The 20,611-nt window shown below is 40.9% G+C and carries 19 protein-coding genes; 4 read left to right on the forward strand and 15 right to left on the reverse strand.

All coding sequences use genetic code 11. From position 1 onward, the window contains the following. Window positions 1-65 precede the first annotated feature (65 nt). Both AAEU29_RS16275 and AAEU29_RS16280 read right to left on the reverse strand, forming a co-directional pair. On the reverse strand, window positions 66-1,790 hold the full coding sequence (locus AAEU29_RS16275) for a sodium:solute symporter family protein (protein ID WP_421974291.1): 1,725 nt from the start codon (window positions 1,788-1,790) through the stop codon (window positions 66-68). A gap of 11 nt (window positions 1,791-1,801) precedes the next feature. Continuing rightward, complete coding sequence (locus tag AAEU29_RS16280; protein ID WP_372771263.1) at window positions 1,802-2,065, reverse strand: DUF4212 domain-containing protein; 264 nt, start codon at window positions 2,063-2,065, stop codon at window positions 1,802-1,804. Window positions 2,066-2,437: 372 nt separating this feature from the next. Here AAEU29_RS16280 and AAEU29_RS16285 point away from each other — a divergent pair, with 372 nt between their 5' ends. Then, entirely contained in the window at window positions 2,438-5,884 is a 3,447-nt protein-coding gene (locus AAEU29_RS16285; RefSeq protein WP_421974292.1) for a PAS domain-containing hybrid sensor histidine kinase/response regulator, read from the forward strand. Between the two features lie 57 nt (window positions 5,885-5,941). Here AAEU29_RS16285 and AAEU29_RS16290 read toward each other — a convergent pair whose 3' ends face one another. Next, on the reverse strand, window positions 5,942-6,547 hold the full coding sequence (locus AAEU29_RS16290; protein ID WP_421974293.1) for an outer membrane beta-barrel protein: 606 nt from the start codon (window positions 6,545-6,547) through the stop codon (window positions 5,942-5,944). A 231-nt stretch (window positions 6,548-6,778) separates the two neighbouring features. On the opposite strand from AAEU29_RS16290, the gene purU reads away from it, so the two are divergent. Together purU and AAEU29_RS16300 are read left to right on the forward strand one after the other, a co-directional pair. Next, complete coding sequence (gene purU / locus AAEU29_RS16295; RefSeq protein ID WP_421974294.1) at window positions 6,779-7,612, forward strand: formyltetrahydrofolate deformylase; 834 nt, start codon at window positions 6,779-6,781, stop codon at window positions 7,610-7,612. A gap of 677 nt (window positions 7,613-8,289) precedes the next feature. After that, entirely contained in the window at window positions 8,290-8,757 is a 468-nt protein-coding gene (locus tag AAEU29_RS16300; RefSeq protein WP_421974295.1) for a hypothetical protein, read from the forward strand. Between the two features lie 474 nt (window positions 8,758-9,231). On the opposite strand, the gene AAEU29_RS16305 is transcribed toward AAEU29_RS16300, so the two are convergent. The 12 genes from AAEU29_RS16305 to trmJ form a co-directional block, all read right to left on the reverse strand. Then, window positions 9,232-10,602, reverse strand: a complete 1,371-nt coding sequence (locus tag AAEU29_RS16305) for a Gfo/Idh/MocA family protein (protein ID WP_421974296.1) — start codon at window positions 10,600-10,602, stop codon at window positions 9,232-9,234. 134 nt (window positions 10,603-10,736) lie between these two features. Beyond that, window positions 10,737-11,807 carry a phosphotransferase enzyme family protein gene (locus tag AAEU29_RS16310; RefSeq protein WP_421974297.1) on the reverse strand — a complete coding sequence of 357 codons (1,071 nt, stop codon included), beginning with the start codon at window positions 11,805-11,807 and terminating at the stop codon, window positions 10,737-10,739. A 25-nt stretch (window positions 11,808-11,832) separates the two neighbouring features. Continuing rightward, window positions 11,833-12,729, reverse strand: a complete 897-nt coding sequence (locus tag AAEU29_RS16315; RefSeq protein WP_421974298.1) for an NTP transferase domain-containing protein — start codon at window positions 12,727-12,729, stop codon at window positions 11,833-11,835. Between the two features lie 94 nt (window positions 12,730-12,823). Next, entirely contained in the window at window positions 12,824-13,201 is a 378-nt protein-coding gene (locus tag AAEU29_RS16320) for a SpoIIAA family protein (protein WP_421974299.1), read from the reverse strand. A 105-nt stretch (window positions 13,202-13,306) separates the two neighbouring features. Further along, window positions 13,307-13,645, reverse strand: coding sequence for an ISC system 2Fe-2S type ferredoxin (gene fdx / locus AAEU29_RS16325; protein WP_421974300.1), 339 nt, complete (start codon window positions 13,643-13,645; stop codon window positions 13,307-13,309). Window position 13,646: 1 nt separating this feature from the next. Beyond that, window positions 13,647-15,506, reverse strand: a complete 1,860-nt coding sequence (gene hscA, locus AAEU29_RS16330; RefSeq protein WP_421974301.1) for a Fe-S protein assembly chaperone HscA — start codon at window positions 15,504-15,506, stop codon at window positions 13,647-13,649. A 16-nt stretch (window positions 15,507-15,522) separates the two neighbouring features. After that, entirely contained in the window at window positions 15,523-16,050 is a 528-nt protein-coding gene (gene hscB / locus AAEU29_RS16335; RefSeq protein WP_421974302.1) for a co-chaperone HscB, read from the reverse strand. An 81-nt stretch (window positions 16,051-16,131) separates the two neighbouring features. Then, window positions 16,132-16,455, reverse strand: a complete 324-nt coding sequence (gene iscA / locus AAEU29_RS16340) for an iron-sulfur cluster assembly protein IscA (RefSeq protein WP_421974303.1) — start codon at window positions 16,453-16,455, stop codon at window positions 16,132-16,134. Window positions 16,456-16,458: 3 nt separating this feature from the next. Then, window positions 16,459-16,842: a Fe-S cluster assembly scaffold IscU gene (gene iscU / locus AAEU29_RS16345; RefSeq protein ID WP_372770057.1), complete on the reverse strand. Its 384-nt coding sequence runs from the start codon at window positions 16,840-16,842 to the stop codon at window positions 16,459-16,461. A gap of 31 nt (window positions 16,843-16,873) precedes the next feature. Continuing rightward, the gene (locus tag AAEU29_RS16350; RefSeq protein WP_421974304.1) at window positions 16,874-18,091 is read right to left on the reverse strand and encodes an IscS subfamily cysteine desulfurase; all 1,218 of its coding nucleotides are present in this window, start codon (window positions 18,089-18,091) and stop codon (window positions 16,874-16,876) included. A 19-nt stretch (window positions 18,092-18,110) separates the two neighbouring features. After that, entirely contained in the window at window positions 18,111-18,611 is a 501-nt protein-coding gene (gene iscR, locus AAEU29_RS16355; protein WP_421974305.1) for a Fe-S cluster assembly transcriptional regulator IscR, read from the reverse strand. Window positions 18,612-18,797: 186 nt separating this feature from the next. After that, window positions 18,798-19,538, reverse strand: a complete 741-nt coding sequence (gene trmJ, locus AAEU29_RS16360) for a tRNA (cytosine(32)/uridine(32)-2'-O)-methyltransferase TrmJ (protein ID WP_421974306.1) — start codon at window positions 19,536-19,538, stop codon at window positions 18,798-18,800. A 253-nt stretch (window positions 19,539-19,791) separates the two neighbouring features. Here trmJ and suhB point away from each other — a divergent pair, with 253 nt between their 5' ends. Then, entirely contained in the window at window positions 19,792-20,595 is an 804-nt protein-coding gene (suhB, locus tag AAEU29_RS16365; RefSeq protein WP_421974307.1) for an inositol-1-monophosphatase, read from the forward strand. Window positions 20,596-20,611 lie beyond the last annotated feature (16 nt).

A 20,611-nucleotide genomic window follows, 5' to 3' on the forward strand; every position in this document is an offset into this window, starting at 1 on the left:
AAAAAAAGCCCGACTATAGTCGGGCATTGAGCGTTATATTTGATTTAACTCAAATAGCTGGTTGATTAGTGAGCATGTGCTGCACTTGAACCTTTCGGATTACGAATATCTTCAACCATTTGCTGAATTTCTTCAGGCGCTTCAGAAGTTACTTTACATACTAAGAAAGCAACACCAAAGTTTACTAGCATACCGATTGTACCAATACCTTCTGGCGAGATACCAAATAACCAGTTAGCAGGAACGTTCGCACCTGGGTTTACAAACTTGAAGTAAATGATGTAACCAGCGGTGAACACAATACCTGAAATCATACCTGCAATCGCACCTTCTTTATTCATACGCTTAGAGAAAATACCCATTAGCAGCGTAGGGAAGAAGCTCGATGCAGCTAGACCAAAGGCAAATGCCACAATCGCTGCTACATACCCCGGCGGATTTATACCGAAGTAAGCAGAGATGGTAATCGCTATCATTGCTGCAAGACGCGCTGCAATCAGTTCTTGCTTATCACTGATATTTGGTTTCAAGGTACGCTTCAGTAAGTCGTGCGATACCGAGGTTGAAATAACCAGTAGTAAACCAGCTGTTGTAGATAATGCCGCTGCAATACCACCAGCAGCAACTAATGCGATAACCCATGCTGGTAAGTCAGCAATCTCAGGGTTTGCAAGTACCATGATGTCACGGTCAATCTTAACTTCGTTTGCACTGTTAGGATCTTCCATTTTGCCTGCCGCATAGTACATCTTGCCATCTTCATTCTTATCGTTGAATGTGATTAGACCTGTACGCTCCCAGTTTTTAACCCAAGCTGGAGCTTCTGCGTATTCTGTACCGCTACCGTCTTTACCGTTAATGGTATCAATTAGGTTTACACGAGCGAACGATGCAACAGCAGGTGCTGTAGTGTAAACAATTGCGATAAACACTAATGTCCAAGCCGCTGAAATACGCGTGTCTTTTACTTTAGGCACAGTGAAGAAGCGAACGATTACGTGAGGAAGACCCGCAGTACCTACCATTAGGGCAGCAGTAATTGCGAATACATCGATCATCGATTTAGACCCTTCGGTGTATTGGGCAAACCCGAGTTCGGCACTGAGTCCATCAAGCTTATCAAGTACATACATTCCTGAACCATCAGTTAATGTTGCACCAAAACCTGTTTGTGGTAGTACGTGACCTGTCATCATCAATGAGATAAAAATTGCAGGCACTAGGTATGCAAAAACTAGTACACAGTACTGAGCAACTTGCGTATAAGTGATACCTTTCATACCACCTAATACTGCATAGAAGAATACGATTACCATACCAATGTAAACACCAGTTTCGATATCAACTTCTAAGAAGCGAGAGAATACAACACCTACACCACGCATTTGGCCAGCAATGTAAGTAAAGCAGATAAAGATTGCACAGATAACCGCTACCGTACGCGCTGTTTGCGAGTAATAACGGTCACCAATGAAATCTGGCACAGTAAATTTACCAAACTTACGAAGGTAAGGTGCTAAACAAAGGGCAAGTAGTACATAACCACCGGTCCAACCCATAAGATATACACCACCGTCGTAACCTACGAACGAGATAATACCCGCCATAGAAATAAACGATGCAGCACTCATCCAGTCAGCCGCAGTTGCCATACCATTTGCTACAGGTGGTACACCACCGCCAGCAACATAGAATTCTTTAGTTGATCCCGCACGTGCCCAAATTGCAATGGCAATGTACATTGCAAAGCTTGCACCTACGATGATAAAAGTTAGCGTTTGAACGTCCATTATTATTCTCCTTACTCGTCAACGCCGTACTTTTTGTCTAACGCAGTCATCTTACGTACGTAAACAAAAATCAGGGCAACAAAGGTATAAATGGCGCCCTGCTGAGAGAACCAGAAACCTAATTTAAAACCAAAGAAACGGATTTCGTTAAGCGCATCGACAAATAAAATGCCGCAACCATACGCAACGACAAACCATACAGCTAAAAGCTTAAGCACCAGCGAAAGATTTTCCGCCCAATATGCTTTGGCTTGGTCATTATCTTTAAAAGCCATTTTTATATCCCCTAGTCATGCAAAATTGCACGTTAATTAATCGTCATCATTGACTCTAGCAACGCAAACGCAAGATTAAAGTGCGACCTTAGTCGTAACATTTTATTAACTTAACTGGGTAAGCAAAAACATTTATGAACATAAAATAAGCTAAAGCGAGTAAAATTAAGGCTTTCAAGGGCACAAACATTACGTTTACGTAAACGTAACGGGTGACTTTTACCAGCACGTACGACATTAGTCGAATATGTTTGGTAAGTTTTGCATTGATTGAGCAAATTCAAGCGTTTGCAGTTAATTTGAATGGTGTGCACAGTTTCATCAAAAAATGATAAATTAGCTTAACTTCAGATAAGAATAATAAGAGTTACTATGACAATCGCGCTGATTTTTGTTGCCTTAGCCTATATTGGTGTGCTTTTTTGGCTCGCCAACTGGGGGGATAAAACCACTCCTTTGGCAAAAAAGATTAGTCACCACCCGTTTGTATACTCATTTGCGCTAGGTATTTATTGTACTTCATGGACATTTTACGGTGCGGTAGGAACCGCAGCTAACTCAGGGTGGAGCTATCTGCCCATTTTACTTGGCCCATCACTGCTATTTCTATTTGGCCACAGCTTTTTACGTAAAATGATTTTGGTAAGTAAAAAGCAAAATATCACAACCATTGCCGATTTTATTTCAGCACGTTATGGCAAAAGGCAACTTACTGCCATCTTAGTTACTTTTATCGCGTTACTTGCCACTATTCCTTATATTGCATTACAACTTAAAGCGCTCAGTACCAGCTTTGTGCTCTTACAAAGCAATAGCGAAATATCAGGCAGCATGATGGCCTTAATGGGCACCCTGATTATGGCAATTTTTGCCATTTACTTTGGTACGCGCAAAGTGGATGTTACCGAATACCGCTCAGGTTTAATGTTAGCTGTGGCCTTTGAATCAATTGTTAAATTGATTGCACTTGCAGCAGTTGCAGGGCTTTCATACTATGTTTTCACTAACTACCAAGATGGTATGTGGGATTACTTTGTAACGCAAATGGCTTTTGGTCAGTGGCAAAAAGAAGACTTTTTCAGTTTCAATTTTGTCGCACAATCATTAATGGCTGCTGCAGCTGTGATCTGTTTACCGCGCCAGTTTCATGTAACCGTTGTTGATAACCAAGATATTAATCATTTAAAAACCGCGCGCTGGGCGTTTCCATTATATTTATTACTCACCGCTGGCATTATTATTCCCATAGCAACAGCAGCGATGCACCCACAAATTGGTGGTAACGCAGCCGCCGACAGCTTTGTATTAGCATTGCCACTTGCGCAGCAAAGTAACTTTTTATCTACTTTTGTATTTATTGGCGGGTTGTCTGCTGCCACCGCAATGATTGTAGTGGCAACTCTTACCCTTAGCACCATGATCTCAAATGACGTGGTGCTGCCACTGATGCTACGTCGTAAATTTAAGCGCAATTTAATAACCACCAGCTACAAGCGCCGTATTTTATTAACCCGCCGCTTTACCATTGCAGTCATTTTAGGGCTCTCTTATCTCTACCAGCAATTGTTTGGTAACCAAGCAGCCCTTGCCAGTATGGGGCTTGTGGCATTTTCACTAGTGACTCAACTAATACCGGCCGTGGTTGGCGGGCTTTATTGGCGCAAGGGCCATGCAAATGGTGTTTATGCTGGTTTATTAGCAGGCTTTGCCTGTTGGATACTCTTTTTAATGCTACCGCTTTTTGAAGGGGGTGTTATTTCGAAAACGGCAATGCAACAAAGTGTAATTACCCAAGGTACTTTTGTTGCACTGATAGCTAATATCATTTGCTATATTGTTTTTTCACTAGGTGCTGACGAGCGTTTAGTAGACCGCATTCAAGCTGCTGCATTTGTAAACCCTAAAGAGCAGTTAAAGCTCGACAAGCATCACAGCAAACAAATTAATGCCACGGTGTACGACTTAAAAGTGCTACTGCAAACGTTTTTAGGTATTCAGCGTTCCAAGCAACTAATTGTGCGCTATACCATGAAACATGACTTTGCCGATGACAACGATACACCTACCAGTGATTTTGTCGATTTTTGTGAGCGGGCGCTAACAGGTGTACTTGGTGCATCGTCTGCTAGGGTTTTAATTGGTGCCGTTATTTCAGGCAAACAAATGGCTTTTGAAGAAGTTGTAAACTTCTTTGATGAAACCACGCAAGCTATTCAGTTTAATCAAAACCTATTATTTACCTCGCTCGAAAACCTCAGCCATGGCATTTCCGTTGTTGATAGAAACTTAAAACTAGTTGCCTGGAATAGACGCTACACCGAGCTATTTGAATACCCCGAAGGCTTTTTAGAAGTAGGCCAGCCGATTGAAGAAGTGATCCGCCATAATGTTAGTAAAGGCGAATGTGGCCCTGGTGAAATAGCAGCGCAAGTAGATAAACGCGTGCAGCATTTACGCAACGGCACGTCGCATCACTTTATTCGCCGCAGACGCAACGGCCAAGTAATCGAGATGATTGGTAACCCACTGCCCGATGGCGGCTTTGTAACTTGCTTTTCCGATATTACTACGCACATCGAAACGCAAAATGCCCTAGAAGAAGTTAACATTGACCTTGAAAATCGCATTGAAGCGCGCACATTAGAGATTCGCTCGATCAATGAAGATTTAGAAGCTCAGATTGAAAAGCGAATTGAAACCGAAGCGCAGCTTAATCAAGCAAAGCTTGAAGCAGAAAAAGCGAATGACAGTAAAACACGCTTTTTAGCGCTTGCTTCGCACGACATTTTGCAACCTCTTAATGCGGCTAGATTATATTTAGCGGCGGTTGACCAAACCGAACTTTCAGATACCAACCTCAGCACCATGGAAAAACTGGGTGACAGTTTAGATTCAACCGTGCACTTAATGTCTGGTTTATTAGAAATTGCCAAATTAGAACAAGGCGCAATGACCCCTACCCCGCGCCACTTTCCAATTAACGATATTTTAGGCCCTCTAAGTAACGAGTACATTATTTTAAGCAAGGAAAAAGGCCTTAACTTTAAAGTGCGCAGCAATGACGCAATCGTGCATGCAGATACCACCTATTTACGCCGTATTATTCAGAACTTGGTATCAAATGCAGTGAAATACACCGAAACAGGTAAAGTGTTGGTTGCCTGTCGCAAACGTAAACATGAGTTACGAATTGAAGTATGGGATACCGGCCCTGGCATCAGTGAAGTTGAACAAGCCAAAGTATTTAATGATTTCTACCGCATTCAAAGCAACGACAATAAAGGCCTTGGTCTTGGCCTAGGCGTAGTTAAACGTATGGCGGACATGATGTCATTAAAGCTTGAGCTAAAATCAACGCCCAATAAAGGTAGCTGTTTTGCCATTGAAGTGCCTTACGGTGATATTAAGTTAGTGCAAGAAAAAACTACCAATAAAGTTATTCTTGATAACAAACAAACCCTTAATGTATTAGTTGTTGATGACGAGCAAGAAAATCTAGACGCTATGGGAGCCTTAATGCGTAAATGGGGCTGTGAATACAGCGCCTTTAATGCTGTTGAAAATGTACTGGCGTTTGCTAATGAAAACGAGGCTCCTGACTTAATTTTGATGGATTACCAACTAAGTCATGATTTAGATGGCGTCTCGCTTATTGAACAGTTAAGAACGCACTGGCAAAGCAAAATTCCTGCGGTACTCATTACGGCAGTACGCGATGATGAGCTAAAACGCAGTACCAAAGAAAAAGACATTCACTATTTGAGTAAGCCGGTTAAACCCGCAAAGTTAAAAGCGCTAATAAAACACACCAGCCGGTAATTGAAGCATTTAGGTTTCAGACGGTTACTTCTGAAACCTAAATTCTAAGCATTAAAATTAAAACTGGTAGTTAACGCCAATAGCAAGTGATGTCGAGTCAAGATCACCCATATCAAAATACTGAACACCAACATCCATTCCTAAACCAAAATCCCAAACGTATTGCCAACCTGCCTCTAAATACACACCTGTGCCTGAGTCATCCAGCAATAGCCTGTCGTCGCGCGAAATTTCATAATCATAAAAATTAGCACCAACTTTCGCGTATAGACTGTTTCGCTTTGAAAGCGGCATAGCAGCTTTACCAGCAAGCACAAAATTTGTTACTTCTAGTTCATCTGCACCAATATTAAACATTGAGTCATTGCGGTCACGACAAGTAAAACCATCATCAAAATCTTCACATTCCCAATCACTTTCATCAATACCAAAATTAAATCCCACTTCAAATGATAGTGTTTGATTGAATTTATAGTTGTAGTAAGAGTAAAAGTTAGTGTAATCCTCATCTTTCGCGTTTTTCAGGTCAACATTACCTGATGCAATCTTGCCACCAAAAGTGTGCCTTTTTAGTTCTGTTTGTTCTGCGGTATTTGCAAATACCGCCGTTGATGAAATAAGAGATAAAGCGACTAACGTGCGCGCTATTTTAGAAACTGCCATTTTGTGCTTCCTTTGCAAAATTAAACTAAGGCTAGTGTAGTGTGCTTTGTACCGAAAATATGTAAGCAATTGTCAGAAATGGTTAGCTACTTTTAACGCAAAAAAACGAAAACTTATAAAACAAAATTTACTGAAAATACCCCCAAACCTTTTATTAGTATTTTTTATTGATTACATAATAAAAATATATAAATATACACCCATTACTTTTGCTGTCTGGAACGAGGAACCATGAAAAAAGTACTGCTGGCAGAATGCCCTGATGAACCAGGCCTTATCGCTAAAATAACTAATCTCTGTTTTGAACATAAGCTTAATATTATTCGCAACGACGAGTTTGTAGACCGTGAAAACCATCGATTTTTTATGCGCACCGCTCTGCAAGGGGATTTCGCAAATAGAAATTTGGTTGAGCAATTAGCCGCTATTTTACCTGATGGTTCAAACATCAGTTTAAAAGGCGAGGAAAAGGCCAAAGTGGTATTGCTCGCCACCAAAGAGGCACACTGTTTAGGTGGTGTATTACTTAAATGCTTTGAAAGCGCCATGAATGTAGAAATTCAAGCGGTAATTGCTAACTACCCAGACCTAGAGCCTCTTGTAAAAGGCTTTGATATACCTTTTTATTGCATTAGCCATGAAGGCCTTACACGCGAACAACACGATGCAAAGGTGGCTGAAAAAATTAATGAATTTAACCCTGACTTAATTGGCCTTGCCAAGTATATGCGTATTTTAAGCCCTGAGTTTGTGGCCGAGTTTAGCGGTAAAATCATCAATATTCACCACTCGTTTTTACCTGCGTTTATTGGCGCAAAACCCTATCACCAAGCATTCCAGCGCGGCGTAAAAATGATTGGCGCCACCGCCCATTTTGTGACAGATGAACTCGATGAAGGCCCGATCATCGAACAAGATATTTGCCATGTAAACCACGCACAAAATGCCGAAAAGCTAGCCGCACTTGGCCGCGATGTAGAGAAAAACGTATTCTGCCGTGCTCTACAGTGGGCAGCTGAGCAACGGATATTTATTAATGGTAATAAAACAGTGGTGTTTAAGTAACTATTCCCCTCACCTCCATGTATTCCATAAAGCCCATCCATGGGCTCTATGTTACTTTTCTTTATTACAAGGTCCGTCTTTTCATCTAAAGACCGCCTACGGCGTTCTAATTTGTTCCTGACAAATTAGTGCTTCGCCAAAGAAAAAGTAACCACAAATTTATCGGGAATAAATTTGAACAGCGAAGCTGGCCCGAAGGGCGAAATACAAGGATGTATTTCGTAATAGAAAGGCGACCGCTCTATCAAACTTTATCCTCAAAGCAACTTTGAATTTTTAAATAAACGCCATGAAGCGGCATCCATGCCTAAGCATGGCTTACTCGACTAGCTAAGCTCCATGTCTCGCATTATCAATTCAAAGATGATTTTCGGGTTTGATAAAAGCGAAAATAATTTTTAGCAACAGTCTTCAAGGTCAGCAATGAGCGAAAGGTTCACATTTAATATGTTTTGCGAACTTCACTTTTTAGCCACTGAATTAAAAGTTTTCTCCATATTTAGGAAAATGAGGAAGTTGCACGTTTTACTCTTAGGTTACATGCAATAGCTTAATGATTTTAATAACTAGCAATCAAGTATCAAGTTTGGTACTTATATGAGAGTCATAACAGTGCGTGGCGTTTAGGTAAAAAGTATAATTTTTGCACTATTTAATTATTAAGTGTTTAGATAACAATGAAAGTGTATCGAATATTCGCTGATCATTACCAATTCTATATATATGATTCTGATTATGATCATTACTCTGATGAACGATTAAATTGGGTTAGTGCTATAGCAAAAGATTTTGGCTATATTTCGACAGAGAAAGCCATTTACGTGAAAACAGTATCAGATCTAAATGATCATAGAATTCGAGTATTTATAAACCAAGAGCCAAGCATAAGCTATGAACGAGTATTTTCGACTAACATAGAACTTGAATCAGGCAAGCTTATCGTATCAGCACCAGCAAATGATGAAGAAAATGATTTTGTTCTCCCCCTTGAGCCTGGGAGTTATAAGATATCTGTTTGCGGTAATTCTATCGGAAAGGATATGTTTTCATTTGATACTGAATACTACGAAGAAATGGAAGACTCTGAATATTTCAAACATGATGAATTTGAGAACTATGACATTTATCTGAATAAATGTAATTAACAATTAGCAATAGGCTGTTGAGTGTTGCAAACGGCTACGTTTGGTACTGAACAGCCTTTAGAAGCAGATATATAGATTCACTCCCTCACCCATTAATCAAACCTGAAAACATAATTAAAATGAATAATGCGAGACAGGAAGCGAAGCGGTCGAGCAAGCCATGTAGGCATGGGTGAATAGCGTCTTGAGACGAACGAAGTTCGGCTAGCTATGAACGCGAGAAAAGGACTTCGAGCTGGAAAGCGTACAAGGATGTTTAGCGCGTTGCTTCATGGCGTTTATGTTCACATTTAATTTTGTTTGAAGATTAGTTTGATTTTGGGACGTCGGGGGAATCCAAAGGGGGGCCGGCGTTAGCCCCCTTTTGGCTGCTGTCGCCAGCGCGACAAACATAATTTACCAATGCACAGTAGCTAGAATATAACCCCAAACTACCGTTTATGTTTTTGAGAACTTTCAAAAGCTAAAAAGTCATTAAACCGTTACAATTCCTAGCGGCTCAGCACTTTGCCATGCACCACGAGTAAAGTCAGGAATATCTACTGACTTCGCACGATTATTCAATGACTCAGCACTGAGTGGGCTAATTACCGACCATGCTGCGCCATCGTAAACATCTTGATCGAGTGGCTCGCCATTACGCAGGCAATAAATCATGCGCCAGAACATTAAGAAGTCCATGCCGCCATGACCGCCGTTGCGCTCGGCTTCTTTACCCATTTTAACCCACAATGGATGGTCGTATTTGTTATACCATGATTGCATATCGTAATCCCATTCGTGGAAATTACCACTGCCGCCCTCTTCTAACGCAATGCGATTTGGGAAGCCTGCAAAAACACCGTTAGTGCCTTGAATAAGATTATGGCGAGAATACGGGCGTGGCGTTGTAGTATCGTGCTGAACCATAATGGTGCGGCCTTTCACTGTTTTTATCAACGTGGTACTCATATCACCGTTGATATAATTGAGTTGGTTGCGTTGATGACCTGCAGGGAACTCTTTTTGCGCGTAAAGTGCACGCCCAAGTGCCGGTGAACTCATTGAGGTTAGATAATCAAAACGATCGCCACGGTTAATATTCATATATTGCGATACCGGGCCTAAACCGTGAGTTGGGTATAAATTACCATTACGTTTTGCATGCCAACCTGTGCGCCACGAACCCGTTTTAGTTTCAAGTTCTTTCATTTGCCAGCGCAGCTCATGAATATAAGCCGCTTCGCCGTGTAGTAACTCACCAAACAAACCTTGGCGCACCATGTTGAGTACCATTAACTCATCGCGGCCGTAGTTCACATTTTCCATCATCATACAGTTCTTTTGCGTACGCTCGGCTGTATTAACAATGTCCCACATTTCTTCTACTGTGGTGGCTAGCGGTACTTCAACAAATGCATGCTTACCACTTTCCATCGATTCAATTGCCATTGGCGCATGCCATTTCCATGGCGTAGAAATAATTACAATATCAATATCTTGACGGTTCAGCATTTCACGGTAGGCATATTCGCCTGTACCGTAAAGTGCCGGCTGTTTATGGCCATTATCAGTTAGAAATTTCGCTGAGCGCTCAAGCACTTCTTGGTGGTTATCACAAATTGCCACAATTTCAGCGCCTTCAATATGGCTCATGCGTTTAACATGGCCATAACCGCGTTGACCCACACCAATAAAACCAACACGTACCACATCCATTTTTGGTGCAATTAAGCCAATTACACTTTTGCCCTGCTGTTTTGCTGGTGTAAATTGATTATTTGACGTTGCGCAAGCAGCGGTAAAACCCGCAGCTGCGGTGACAGTTGCCGCTTTTAAAAAGCCGCGACGATCCATATTTTTCATGTGTATATCCTTTGAACGTACTTTCTTTTTGTTATTTACAATTAATACCCCATTGCTTATTTCAGGGCAAAGCAATGCGATTAATAAATCTATAATGTTGAAAAACAAAAACGCAGCCTAAAGCTGCGTTTTATTTATCTGAACAAAATTTCTTTTAAGGTGTGTTCTTTTTTAAGTAAATCTTTGTACAGCGCAAATTGGTTGCGTGCACGGTCAAGATTATGATTATCACGGTGAATCGTAAAATAGTTATCACCATCAAGATAATCAGTTAAAAAACGCACGCCAATCATAAATGTCATCACTTTGGCGCCTAACCAAAAGCTTTGCTTTTCTTTATCTGACAAGACATTTTTGAGCGGCTCGACATAGCCTTCAACAATTGAAGCAAAGATATTTTCGCGCACTTTTACTTTATCTAGGTTAGTTGAATCTTCCGCTTCTGGTGAGCAAAAAGTGCGTACCATATCACCAAAGTCAAACATCCAGTAACCCGGCATACAGGTATCTAAATCAATAACTGCTTTTGCTTGATCAGACTTTTTACAAAATAGCATGTTGTTGATTTTGGTGTCGTTATGACAAGCACGTACTGGTAAGTCAGGTACAATTTCACCAATTTCTTCAAGCAATTGGCTTTGTTGCTGACAAAATGTAATTTCAGCTTCGCACTCATCTACACGAGCAACTTTATCGGCCTCAACCGCTTTATTTAATGCGTTTACGCGCATTTCTAGATTATGGAAATCGGGAATAACGGTTTTTAAACTATCTGCTTCAAAATCATCAAGTGCTTTTGCAAATTGGCCAAATGCGCCAGCCGCAATTTTCGCTTTTTCGCTTGATTCAACCACATCTTCACTGTAGCTGCCGCCAATAAACTCAAGCGCACGCCAAGTTTCACCATTAAGGCGAATTAAATGACTATCATCTTGCGTTGCTACATGTTTTATAACATCAAGATCATAAGCATTTTTTGCTGCTTTCTTGGTCAGGTGTTTCTCAATTTTGCGCGCATTCGATACTAGCGCTTCAGAATCGGGAAATACCTGGGTATTTAGCTTTTGCACTACTAGATGCTTTTTCGGCGAACTTAGCAGTAATGTTGTATTGATATGGCCACTGCCAATCGGTTTTATTGAAATATCGTCCTGCCCAAGGCCAAATTGGTCTGACAGAACTAACGCTTGCTCTTGATACGTCATTGTAATCTCTTGCAACTGCTTTTACTTACTCACTTAATTGCGCAGCAACATGATGCAAATCATCGCTATAGGTTACACCCAGCCACAAATCCTTGGCAGGTAATAACTCAATAATTTGCCCATGCTCGGCAATTAAATACTGAATTTGGTCCGGTAAAAAAAACTCACCATTGATAGCGCTGTCATGCTCTTTCAAAAAGTCGATAAAGCCATCTTCTAACTGAGTGAATATTTTATAACTAAGCGCCCAAATGGTCATTGATGCATATACCTCTGGTGAGAGTGACACTTTATCACCAGAAGGTGTTTCACCGTTAAGATCTGCATCAATATTTAATACTTCGGTGATTTTATTTAGTAATGTGCCATTTAGCTCACAAATACCGCGATTAACCCCGCCTTGGCTGGTTAGCGTACTCACAAGTGGATAGCCTAACAAACGCCAACACCCGTTATTTTGCCAATCATTAAGCAAGGTTGAAAAAGCCGACTTGCCATAATAATCATCCGCAGTAATAACCACAAAGTGTGGTTTTACAAATGATTTAGCCGCCAATAGCGCATGTCCTGTGCCCCAAGGTTTTTCACGAACACTGCTTTTTTGTTGGTAATGAGGCGGTACATCTGAAATAGACTGAATAGCCAAATCTACACTTAAGTTTGGGTTCAATCGGGGTAAAATGTGTGCTTCAACTGTCTCTTTGATTGCTGCATTCACAACTAACACTAAATGACGAATGCCAGCATCAAATGCATCTTGAATGCTTAATTCAAGCAAGGTTTTGCCAATACCTGGCACTTCAGCAAGTTGTTTATTGCCGCCAAAACGTCGGCCTAAACCACCAGCTAAAATAACTAAACTAACATCGCTTGGATTAATTTTTGCGCTTGATGTGCTATTAACGCAACTTCCGTGCACCATAAACTTTGCAGAATTATTAAACTAAACAAACGATAAATTCTACAAGGCTTTCTGAGCAAATGCATTAACTAATTTTACGCAATAATTAGGTTGGTTACTGACTTTCAAGCCATACAAGTGCATCGTGATGATTATCAAATGACTTTATTTCTCCTGGCATAAACCAGTTAGAAACTTGCATTACCCCTTTTTGCCAACGTTGGGAGCAAATCACTGCTATTTTTTCAAATTCTCGGCGATGTTTCATACCAAACTTAAAATCATCCCATGCAGCATTCACTGTCCAGCCATCAAGCTCTGTGATATCTATCAGCACATTTAGGTGTGGTTCTTTTACTTCACTGAGCGCGGATTCAATGGTTGGTATCATATACTCATAATCATCGTGATGTAGCGTACCAAAAGCGCGAATATGGATAAAAATAGTAGAGTTAACTCGACTTAAGCCAATACTGATACCGTGTGGTTTCATATGCTTTCCTGCATTCAATTAAGTATTCAGATTTAAGATATTAGTCAACTTTCAGACAATAAAAAAGCGCTCTAGGAGCGCTTTTAAAAACATATTTGATTTGGATTAATGTTCTTCATTTACAATATTTAAATTGTACTTTGGAATTTCAACCACTAAATCTTCATCAGCAATAATAGCCTGACAGCCAAGGCGCGACTCAGGCTCTAAGCCCCACGCTTTATCAAGCATATCATCTTCAAGCTCATCACTTTCTTCTAGTGAGTCAAACCCTTCACGCACAATAATATGACATGTTGTACATGCACATGACTTTTCACATGCATGTGGAATTGAAATGCCATTTTTAAGTGCAACATCAAGCACCGTTTCACCGCTCGGCGCTTCAATTGCAGCACCTTCAGGACAAAGCTCTTCGTGTGGTAAGAAAATAATTTGTGGCATATTAAACCTCATCTACCGACTGGCCAGTTAAAGCCTGTTTAATTGAATCGTCCATACGGCGTGATGCAAACTCACTGCTTGCTTTATCAATTGCTTCGATGGCTGATTTTAATTGGTCTGGCGTTGTCGCCGTTTCGCGAAGAACAGTCAGTTTGCTGATTTCGCTTTCTAATTCACTTTTCTCGTCGCTTGACAGTAAATGGCCGCTTTGTGCGATCGATGCATTAAGTGCTTCAATAACACGCAGTGCTTCAACTTGCTGCTCTTTTAGCATGCGCGCTTGCATATCGTCTTTAGCATTGACCATAGACGATTTAATCATGTCTGCAACTTGGTCATCTGATAAACCAAACGATGGTTTAACCTGAATTTCTGATTGCACGCCTGTTGATTTTTCCATAGCGCTAACACTTAACAAGCCATCAGCATCCACTTTAAAGGTAACACGGATATGCGCTGCACCCGCAGCCATTGGCGGAATACCTTTTAGGCTAAATTTAGCAAGCGAACGACAATCATCTACCAGTTCACGCTCACCTTGTAACACGTGTAAAGACATTGCCGTTTGGCCATCTTTAAAGGTAGTAAATTCTTGTGCACGAGCCACAGGAATAGTGGTGTTACGCGGAATAATTTTCTCAACCAAACCACCCATGGTTTCTAAACCAAGTGACAGCGGTAATACATCTAGTAGTAACATATCTGAATCAGGTTTATTACCCACTAAGATATCCGCTTGAATTGCAGCACCAAGGGCAACAACTTGGTCAGGATCGATTGAGGTTAATGGCTCTTGACCAAAAAATTCACCCACTTGCTCACGCACGATTGGCATACGGGTAGAGCCGCCAACCATAACAACTTCAAGTACGTCTTCTTTTTCAACACCTGCATCTTTTAGTGCGCGACGTGAAGCACGTAGTGTTTTCTTAACTAAGCTTTCTGCTAATTGGTTGAAGAAATCTTTGGTTACTTCGATAGTAAACTGCTTATCACCCAAGTCTAAACCAACGTTTACAAGATTGTAACTAGTAAGCGCTTCTTTACATGCACGGGCTTTTTCCATAAATAAGCGAAGCGTGTCTGCATTAGGTGTATGAATGCCGGTTTGTTCTTTAAAGTAATTTACTAGCAGTGCGTCAAAGTCATCGCCGCCAAGGGCTGAGTCACCGCCTGTTGCCAGTACTTCAAAAACGCCTTTATTTAAGCGAAGAATTGACACATCAAAGGTACCACCACCTAAGTCATAAACTGCAATAACACCTTCTTTGCCTGAGTCTAAACCATATGCAACTGCGGCTGCGGTTGGTTCGTTAAGTAAACGTAATACTTTTAAGCCTGCTAGCTCTGCCGCATCTTTGGTGCCTTGGCGCTGTGCATCATCAAAATACGCAGGTACAGTAATTACCGCACCGGTAATTTCTTCACCACCAAAACTATCCATTGCACGCGCTTTTAACGCTTTTAAGATTTCACTTGATGCTTGAATAGGATTGATATGACCTTGACGTGTTTGAATTGCTAAAACGTCGTTTTCATTGCTAAATTTATACGGTAGGTTATCAGCAATTTCGCTGATTTCTTGGAATGATTTACCAAGAAAACGCTTTACTGAAATTAATGTATTTGCAGCATCGAGTGGCGCATCTTTCTTGGCTTTTTCACCAACGGTAATGTCGTTTTCGCCGTAATGCACTGCTGAAGGTAAAATTGTTTTACCCATTAAATCTGGCAGCACTTTGCTCTGGCCACTTTGTACCGTTGCTACCAGCGAGTTCGTGGTTCCTAAGTCAATGCCAACTGCTAATTTGTGCTCATGGGGAGATGCACTTTGGCCTGGTTCTGCTATTTGGAGTAACATGTTTCTCGCGTCCTAATTAGTCATCGAAAAGCGAATCTTCGATGCGCTCTAATTCTTCTCGTAATTTATAAATAAACTTAAGTTTGCGTACAATATCTGCGGCGATTAAAAGCTCGCTCTGCTCGTTACTGTCGATGTACTTTTTGAGCTCTGCATAATAGTCTTGATGAAGTGCTTTTACATGGCCTTCAAATTGCTCAATTGCCGCTTCAGGATCTGCTGCGTCAGCTATTTCGCTAAGCTCTTCACGCAATTCCATTTGTTGCATTAAAAATTCAGGGTCTTGCAACGTTTGCTGCTCAGCACGAATATCAATGTGCTTTTCAGCAAGCATATATTCAGCGCGCTTAAGCGGTTGCTTTAGTACTTGCAACGCATCATTTAACTCAGCGGTTTTTTGCACAGCAAGTAATTGATGCTGTGAGCTTAAGCTGGCATGACGATCAGGGTGAAGAATTTTTTGCAGTTCGAGGTAGCGTGCATTAACGATATTGAGGTCAACATCAAATTGAACAGGGATTGCAAATAACTCAAAGTATTTCATAGTAACGAAAAAATCCTCGCTCTTAATTGCACACAAGCCCCGCAATTGCAGGGCTTAAAAAATGGTATTAAACAGGGTGTGTTATACGGTGAAGCTTTCGCCGCAACCACACTCACCATTTTGATTAGGGTTGTTGAACTTAAACCCTTCGTTTAGGCCTTCTTTAACAAAGTCCAGCTCAGTACCATCGATGTAGACTAGGCTTTTACCATCAACAATAATGGTTACACCATTGTACTCAAAAGTTTCATCGCCATCTGCTAGTTCATCAACAAATTCTAAAACATATGCAAGGCCTGAACAGCCTGTGGTTTTAACTCCAACACGTAGGCCAATGCCTTTACCACGGTTGGTTAAAAATGAACGTACGCGATCTGCTGCTGCATCTGTTAAAGTAATTGCCATAGATTATTCACCGTGCTTTTTTTTGTAATCAGCAATCGCTGCTTGGATTGCATCTTCCGCTAAAATTGAACAGTGAATTTTAACTGGTGGTAATTCTAATTCAGCAGTGATATCAGTATTTTTGATTTCAGCCGCTTCATCTAAGCTTTTACCTTTAACCCATTCAGTTACCAGTGAAGACGATGCAATTGCACTACCACACCCGTAAGTTTTGAACTTCGCATCTTCGATGATGCCATCGTCAGATACTTTAATTTGCAACTTCATTACGTCACCACACGCTGGTGCGCCAACCATGCCCGTTGCTACGCTTGGGTCGTTCTTATCGAAAGAACCTACGTTACGTGGATTCTCTACATGGTCAATTACTTTGTCACTATATGCCATTGCTTGTTACCTCAATACCCAATTCATTTAATTAGTGGTGTGTCCACTCAACTGACTCTAAATCAACACCGTCTTTAAACATTTCCCAAAGTGGAGACATTTCGCGTAAACGGCCAATTGAGTCTTTGATTAGCTGAACAGTGTAGTCAATCTCTTCTTCTGTCGTAAAACGACCAATACTAAAACGAATTGAGCTATGTGCTAATTCGTCGTTACGGCCAAGAGCACGTAACACATAAGATGGTTCTAAACTTGCCGATGTACATGCAGAACCCGAAGATACTGCGATATCTTTAAGCGCCATAAGCAGTGATTCACCTTCAACATAGTTGAAAGAGATATTTACAATGCCAGGCACTGATTGGTCAGGTGTACCATTGAAGTATACTTCTTCAATATCAGACATAATGCCGTCGATTAAACGCTTACGTAGTGCTGCAATGTGTGCGTGGTCTTTGTCAAAATCTTCTTTTGCAATTTTGAACGCCTGACCCATACCCACGATTTGGTGAGTAGCAAGTGTACCTGAACGCATACCACGCTCATGACCACCACCGTGCATTTGCGCTTCTAAACGCGCACGTGGCTTACGACGTACGTAAAGTGCACCAATACCTTTCGGGCCATACACTTTGTGACCAGAGAAAGACATAAAGTCTACTTTAAGTGCTTGCATGTCGATTTTTACTTTACCAGCGCTCTGTGCACCATCAACATGGAACATGATTTTACGTTCGCGACACATTTCGCCAATTGTTGCGATATCTTGTACTACACCTAATTCGTTGTTTACGTGCATTACACTTACTAATACGGTGTCATCACGCATTGCTGCTTCTAGCTTTTTAAGATCAAGTAAACCGTTTTCTTCAACATCCATATAGGTTACTTCAAAACCTTGACGCTCAAGTTCACGACACGTATCTAATACTGCTTTATGCTCAGTTTTAACTGTGATTACGTGCTTGCCTTTCTTTGAGTAGAAGTTTGCAGCACCTTTAATTGCCAAGTTATTTGATTCGGTTGCACCTGAAGTAAATACGATTTCACGTGGATCAGCGTTGATTAATTCAGCGATATCATGACGTGCTTGGTCAACCGCTTCTTCTGCTTGCCAACCAAAACGGTGTGAACGAGAAGCTGGGTTACCAAAATTGCCATCCATTGTTAGACACTGCATCATAGCCTCAGCTACACGCGGGTCGACAGGTGTTGTGGCGGCATAATCTAAATAAATTGGTAACTTCATATTTACTTGCTCCGAATTGCTACATTTGGCAACTAATGTTGATATTTTCGAGTTGGCTGAGTGACTTTTCGATGGCTTTTTCAACCGTTTGATCTTGACGATCAGCAACGCGTTGCACATCTTTTTTGGCAACGAGCTCAGCTAACGTAATACTGTTTAAAAACTCTTCGATGCGCTGACTTAGCTCACTCCATAACGAGTGCGTTAAACAGCGAACACCATTTTGGCAATCGCCTTCACCACCACAACGAGTGGCATCTACCGATTCATTGACTGCAGATATAATATCACCTACTGATATTTCAGATGCTTCTTTACCTAGTAAATAACCACCACCAGGACCACGAACAGAGCGTACTAAATCTTGCTTGCGCAAACGCGAAAATAACTGCTCAAGGTATGAAAGTGAGATGTCTTGTCTTTCTGAAATTTCAGCAAGGGGAACTGGGCCAATTTTAGTATGAAGCGCCACGTCTAATAATGCAGTAACTGCATATCGACCTTTCGACGTTAATTTCATGCTAAGCCCCCATAATCAATAAGAGTGCGAATTTTAATTACCTGACTAAGATAGTCAAGTATTTATTGTTCGCACTTAGGTTATTCTTTAGTCGCGTTGTTTCTCGTCTTCGCAACCAATAACCTAGTAATTTACTCAGGTATTATTTTAATTACCTGAGTAAATTAGTCAAGTATTCTCTTTATACTATTCGCACTCTTTTTTTACGACTGATTTATCAATAGAGGTTAAAATGCCGCGTAGAATGTTTAGCTCTTGTTCTTCTGGGCGAGCGCGATTAAATAAACGGCGTAACTTTGTCATTACCTGACCTGGGTGCTGCTTAATAATAAAGCCTGTGTCAGACAAGGTTTTTTCTAAATGTTGGTAGAAAAGTTCCATCTGTTCTGAGCTTGGGTATACCGTATCATCTTGCTCAACAGGCTGTTCACCTTTAGCTAAAAAGCGCATACGTGTTTCGTAACATAGCGTTTGCACTGCCATTGCTAAATTTAGCGATGAATATTCAGGATTAGCAGCAATACACACATGGTAATTACAAAGTTGTAATTCTTCATTGGTTAAACCGCTATTTTCACGACCAAATACTAATGCCACATCACCTTCTTGCTCTGTGCCTGCTAGTAGCTTTTCACCACACTCAACTGGGTCAACCATTGGCCAAGATAATGTTCGTGAACGTGCGCTAGTGCCAATAACCGTATTACAATCAGCAATTGCTTCTTGCAATGTATCTACCACAACAGCATTACCCAATACATCAGTTGCACCTGCAGCGAGAGCACTTGCATGACTGTCGACCGGGTTTACTGGATCTACTAAGTAAAGCTTGCTAAATCCCATTGTTTTCATTGCACGTGCAACAGAACCAATATTACCTGTATGTGAAGTATTAACGAGTACGATACGAATTTTATCTAGCGTCATTAGTTGGTCTTAAACTCTTAAATTTAATCTGGCGCGGATTTTAGCCTACTCATCTTTAAATTTCGACTATTACACCGCGAATAACGATTTTTTCGTTGGCAAGTTTGATTAATTGTTAACCAGAGATTAAATTTATTATTTTGGTTTACATCAGTAAAAAAGTCGCTAAAATAGCGCGGCTGAACTGAGGGGTGGTGCCAATTAATCAAATCTCAGTAGTTAATGAGTTCTTTTAAAACCTAAAGGTAAAGCTATGCATCCAATGTTAAACATTGCGGTTCGCGCTGCGCGAAATGCAGGTAAAGTTATTCTTCAGAAATATGAAGAGAGTGATAAAGTTGAAGTACTTCAAAAAGGTAGCAACGACTTTGTAACTAACGTAGACAAAGACGCGGAAGCAATGATTCGCGACACTATTTTAAAGTCTTACCCTAACCATAGCATTATAGGCGAAGAGCTAGGTCAACAACTTGGCAGCGACGCTGATTACCTTTGGGTTATCGATCCTCTTGATGGTACTACAAACTTCATCAAGGGCATTCCTCACTTCGCGGTTTCTATTGCATTAAAAGTTAAAGGCCGTACAGAACAAGCTGTTGTATACGATCCAATTCGTGGCGAATTATTTACTGCAACTCGCGGTCAAGGCGCACAGCTAAACAGCAAGCGTATTCGCGTTAACAAAGCAACTGACCTTTCGGGCACTGTATTAGCAACTGGCTTCCCATTTAAGCATAAGCATCATATGGAAGAATATATGAACGCATTCAGTGCGTTATTTATTCACACTGCAGATATGCGTCGTGCTGGTTCTGCAGCACTTGATTTAGCATATGTTGCTGCTGGTCGTGTTGACGGTTTCTTTGAAATTGGCTTAAAACCTTGGGATACAGCTGCAGGTCAACTACTTGTTAAAGAAGCAGGTGGTTTAGTAACTGACTTTGCTGGCGGTAACAACCAAGATAAGTCAGGTAATATTGTATGTGGCGCACCAAAACTTGCACAAGCAATTGTAAAAGAGCTTCGCCCACACTTAAGCGATGCATTACTTAAATAATTGCTAGCTTTTACTA

It is taken from the genome of Pseudoalteromonas aquimarina (assembly GCF_049257255.1).
In the GTDB taxonomy this organism is placed as follows: Bacteria; Pseudomonadota; Gammaproteobacteria; order Enterobacterales; family Alteromonadaceae; genus Pseudoalteromonas.

Bases quoted from the DNA above. Each gene is read 5' to 3' on its own strand.
- AAEU29_RS16275 (WP_421974291.1), bottom strand. From the start codon at position 1,790: ATGGACGTTCAAACGCTAACTTTTATCATCGTAGGTGCAAGCTTTGCA.
- AAEU29_RS16280 (WP_372771263.1), bottom strand. From the start codon at position 2,065: ATGGCTTTTAAAGATAATGACCAAGCCAAAGCATATTGGGCGGAAAAT.
- AAEU29_RS16285 (WP_421974292.1), top strand. From the start codon at position 2,438: ATGACAATCGCGCTGATTTTTGTTGCCTTAGCCTATATTGGTGTGCTT.
- AAEU29_RS16290 (WP_421974293.1), bottom strand. From the start codon at position 6,547: ATGGCAGTTTCTAAAATAGCGCGCACGTTAGTCGCTTTATCTCTTATT.
- purU (WP_421974294.1), top strand. From the start codon at position 6,779: ATGAAAAAAGTACTGCTGGCAGAATGCCCTGATGAACCAGGCCTTATC.
- AAEU29_RS16300 (WP_421974295.1), top strand. From the start codon at position 8,290: ATGAAAGTGTATCGAATATTCGCTGATCATTACCAATTCTATATATAT.
- AAEU29_RS16305 (WP_421974296.1), bottom strand. From the start codon at position 10,602: ATGAAAAATATGGATCGTCGCGGCTTTTTAAAAGCGGCAACTGTCACC.
- AAEU29_RS16310 (WP_421974297.1), bottom strand. From the start codon at position 11,807: ATGACGTATCAAGAGCAAGCGTTAGTTCTGTCAGACCAATTTGGCCTT.
- AAEU29_RS16315 (WP_421974298.1), bottom strand. From the start codon at position 12,729: ATGGTGCACGGAAGTTGCGTTAATAGCACATCAAGCGCAAAAATTAAT.
- AAEU29_RS16320 (WP_421974299.1), bottom strand. From the start codon at position 13,201: ATGAAACCACACGGTATCAGTATTGGCTTAAGTCGAGTTAACTCTACT.
- fdx (WP_421974300.1), bottom strand. From the start codon at position 13,645: ATGCCACAAATTATTTTCTTACCACACGAAGAGCTTTGTCCTGAAGGT.
- hscA (WP_421974301.1), bottom strand. From the start codon at position 15,506: ATGTTACTCCAAATAGCAGAACCAGGCCAAAGTGCATCTCCCCATGAG.
- hscB (WP_421974302.1), bottom strand. From the start codon at position 16,050: ATGAAATACTTTGAGTTATTTGCAATCCCTGTTCAATTTGATGTTGAC.
- iscA (WP_421974303.1), bottom strand. From the start codon at position 16,455: ATGGCAATTACTTTAACAGATGCAGCAGCAGATCGCGTACGTTCATTT.
- iscU (WP_372770057.1), bottom strand. From the start codon at position 16,842: ATGGCATATAGTGACAAAGTAATTGACCATGTAGAGAATCCACGTAAC.
- AAEU29_RS16350 (WP_421974304.1), bottom strand. From the start codon at position 18,091: ATGAAGTTACCAATTTATTTAGATTATGCCGCCACAACACCTGTCGAC.
- iscR (WP_421974305.1), bottom strand. From the start codon at position 18,611: ATGAAATTAACGTCGAAAGGTCGATATGCAGTTACTGCATTATTAGAC.
- trmJ (WP_421974306.1), bottom strand. From the start codon at position 19,538: ATGACGCTAGATAAAATTCGTATCGTACTCGTTAATACTTCACATACA.
- suhB (WP_421974307.1), top strand. From the start codon at position 19,792: ATGCATCCAATGTTAAACATTGCGGTTCGCGCTGCGCGAAATGCAGGT.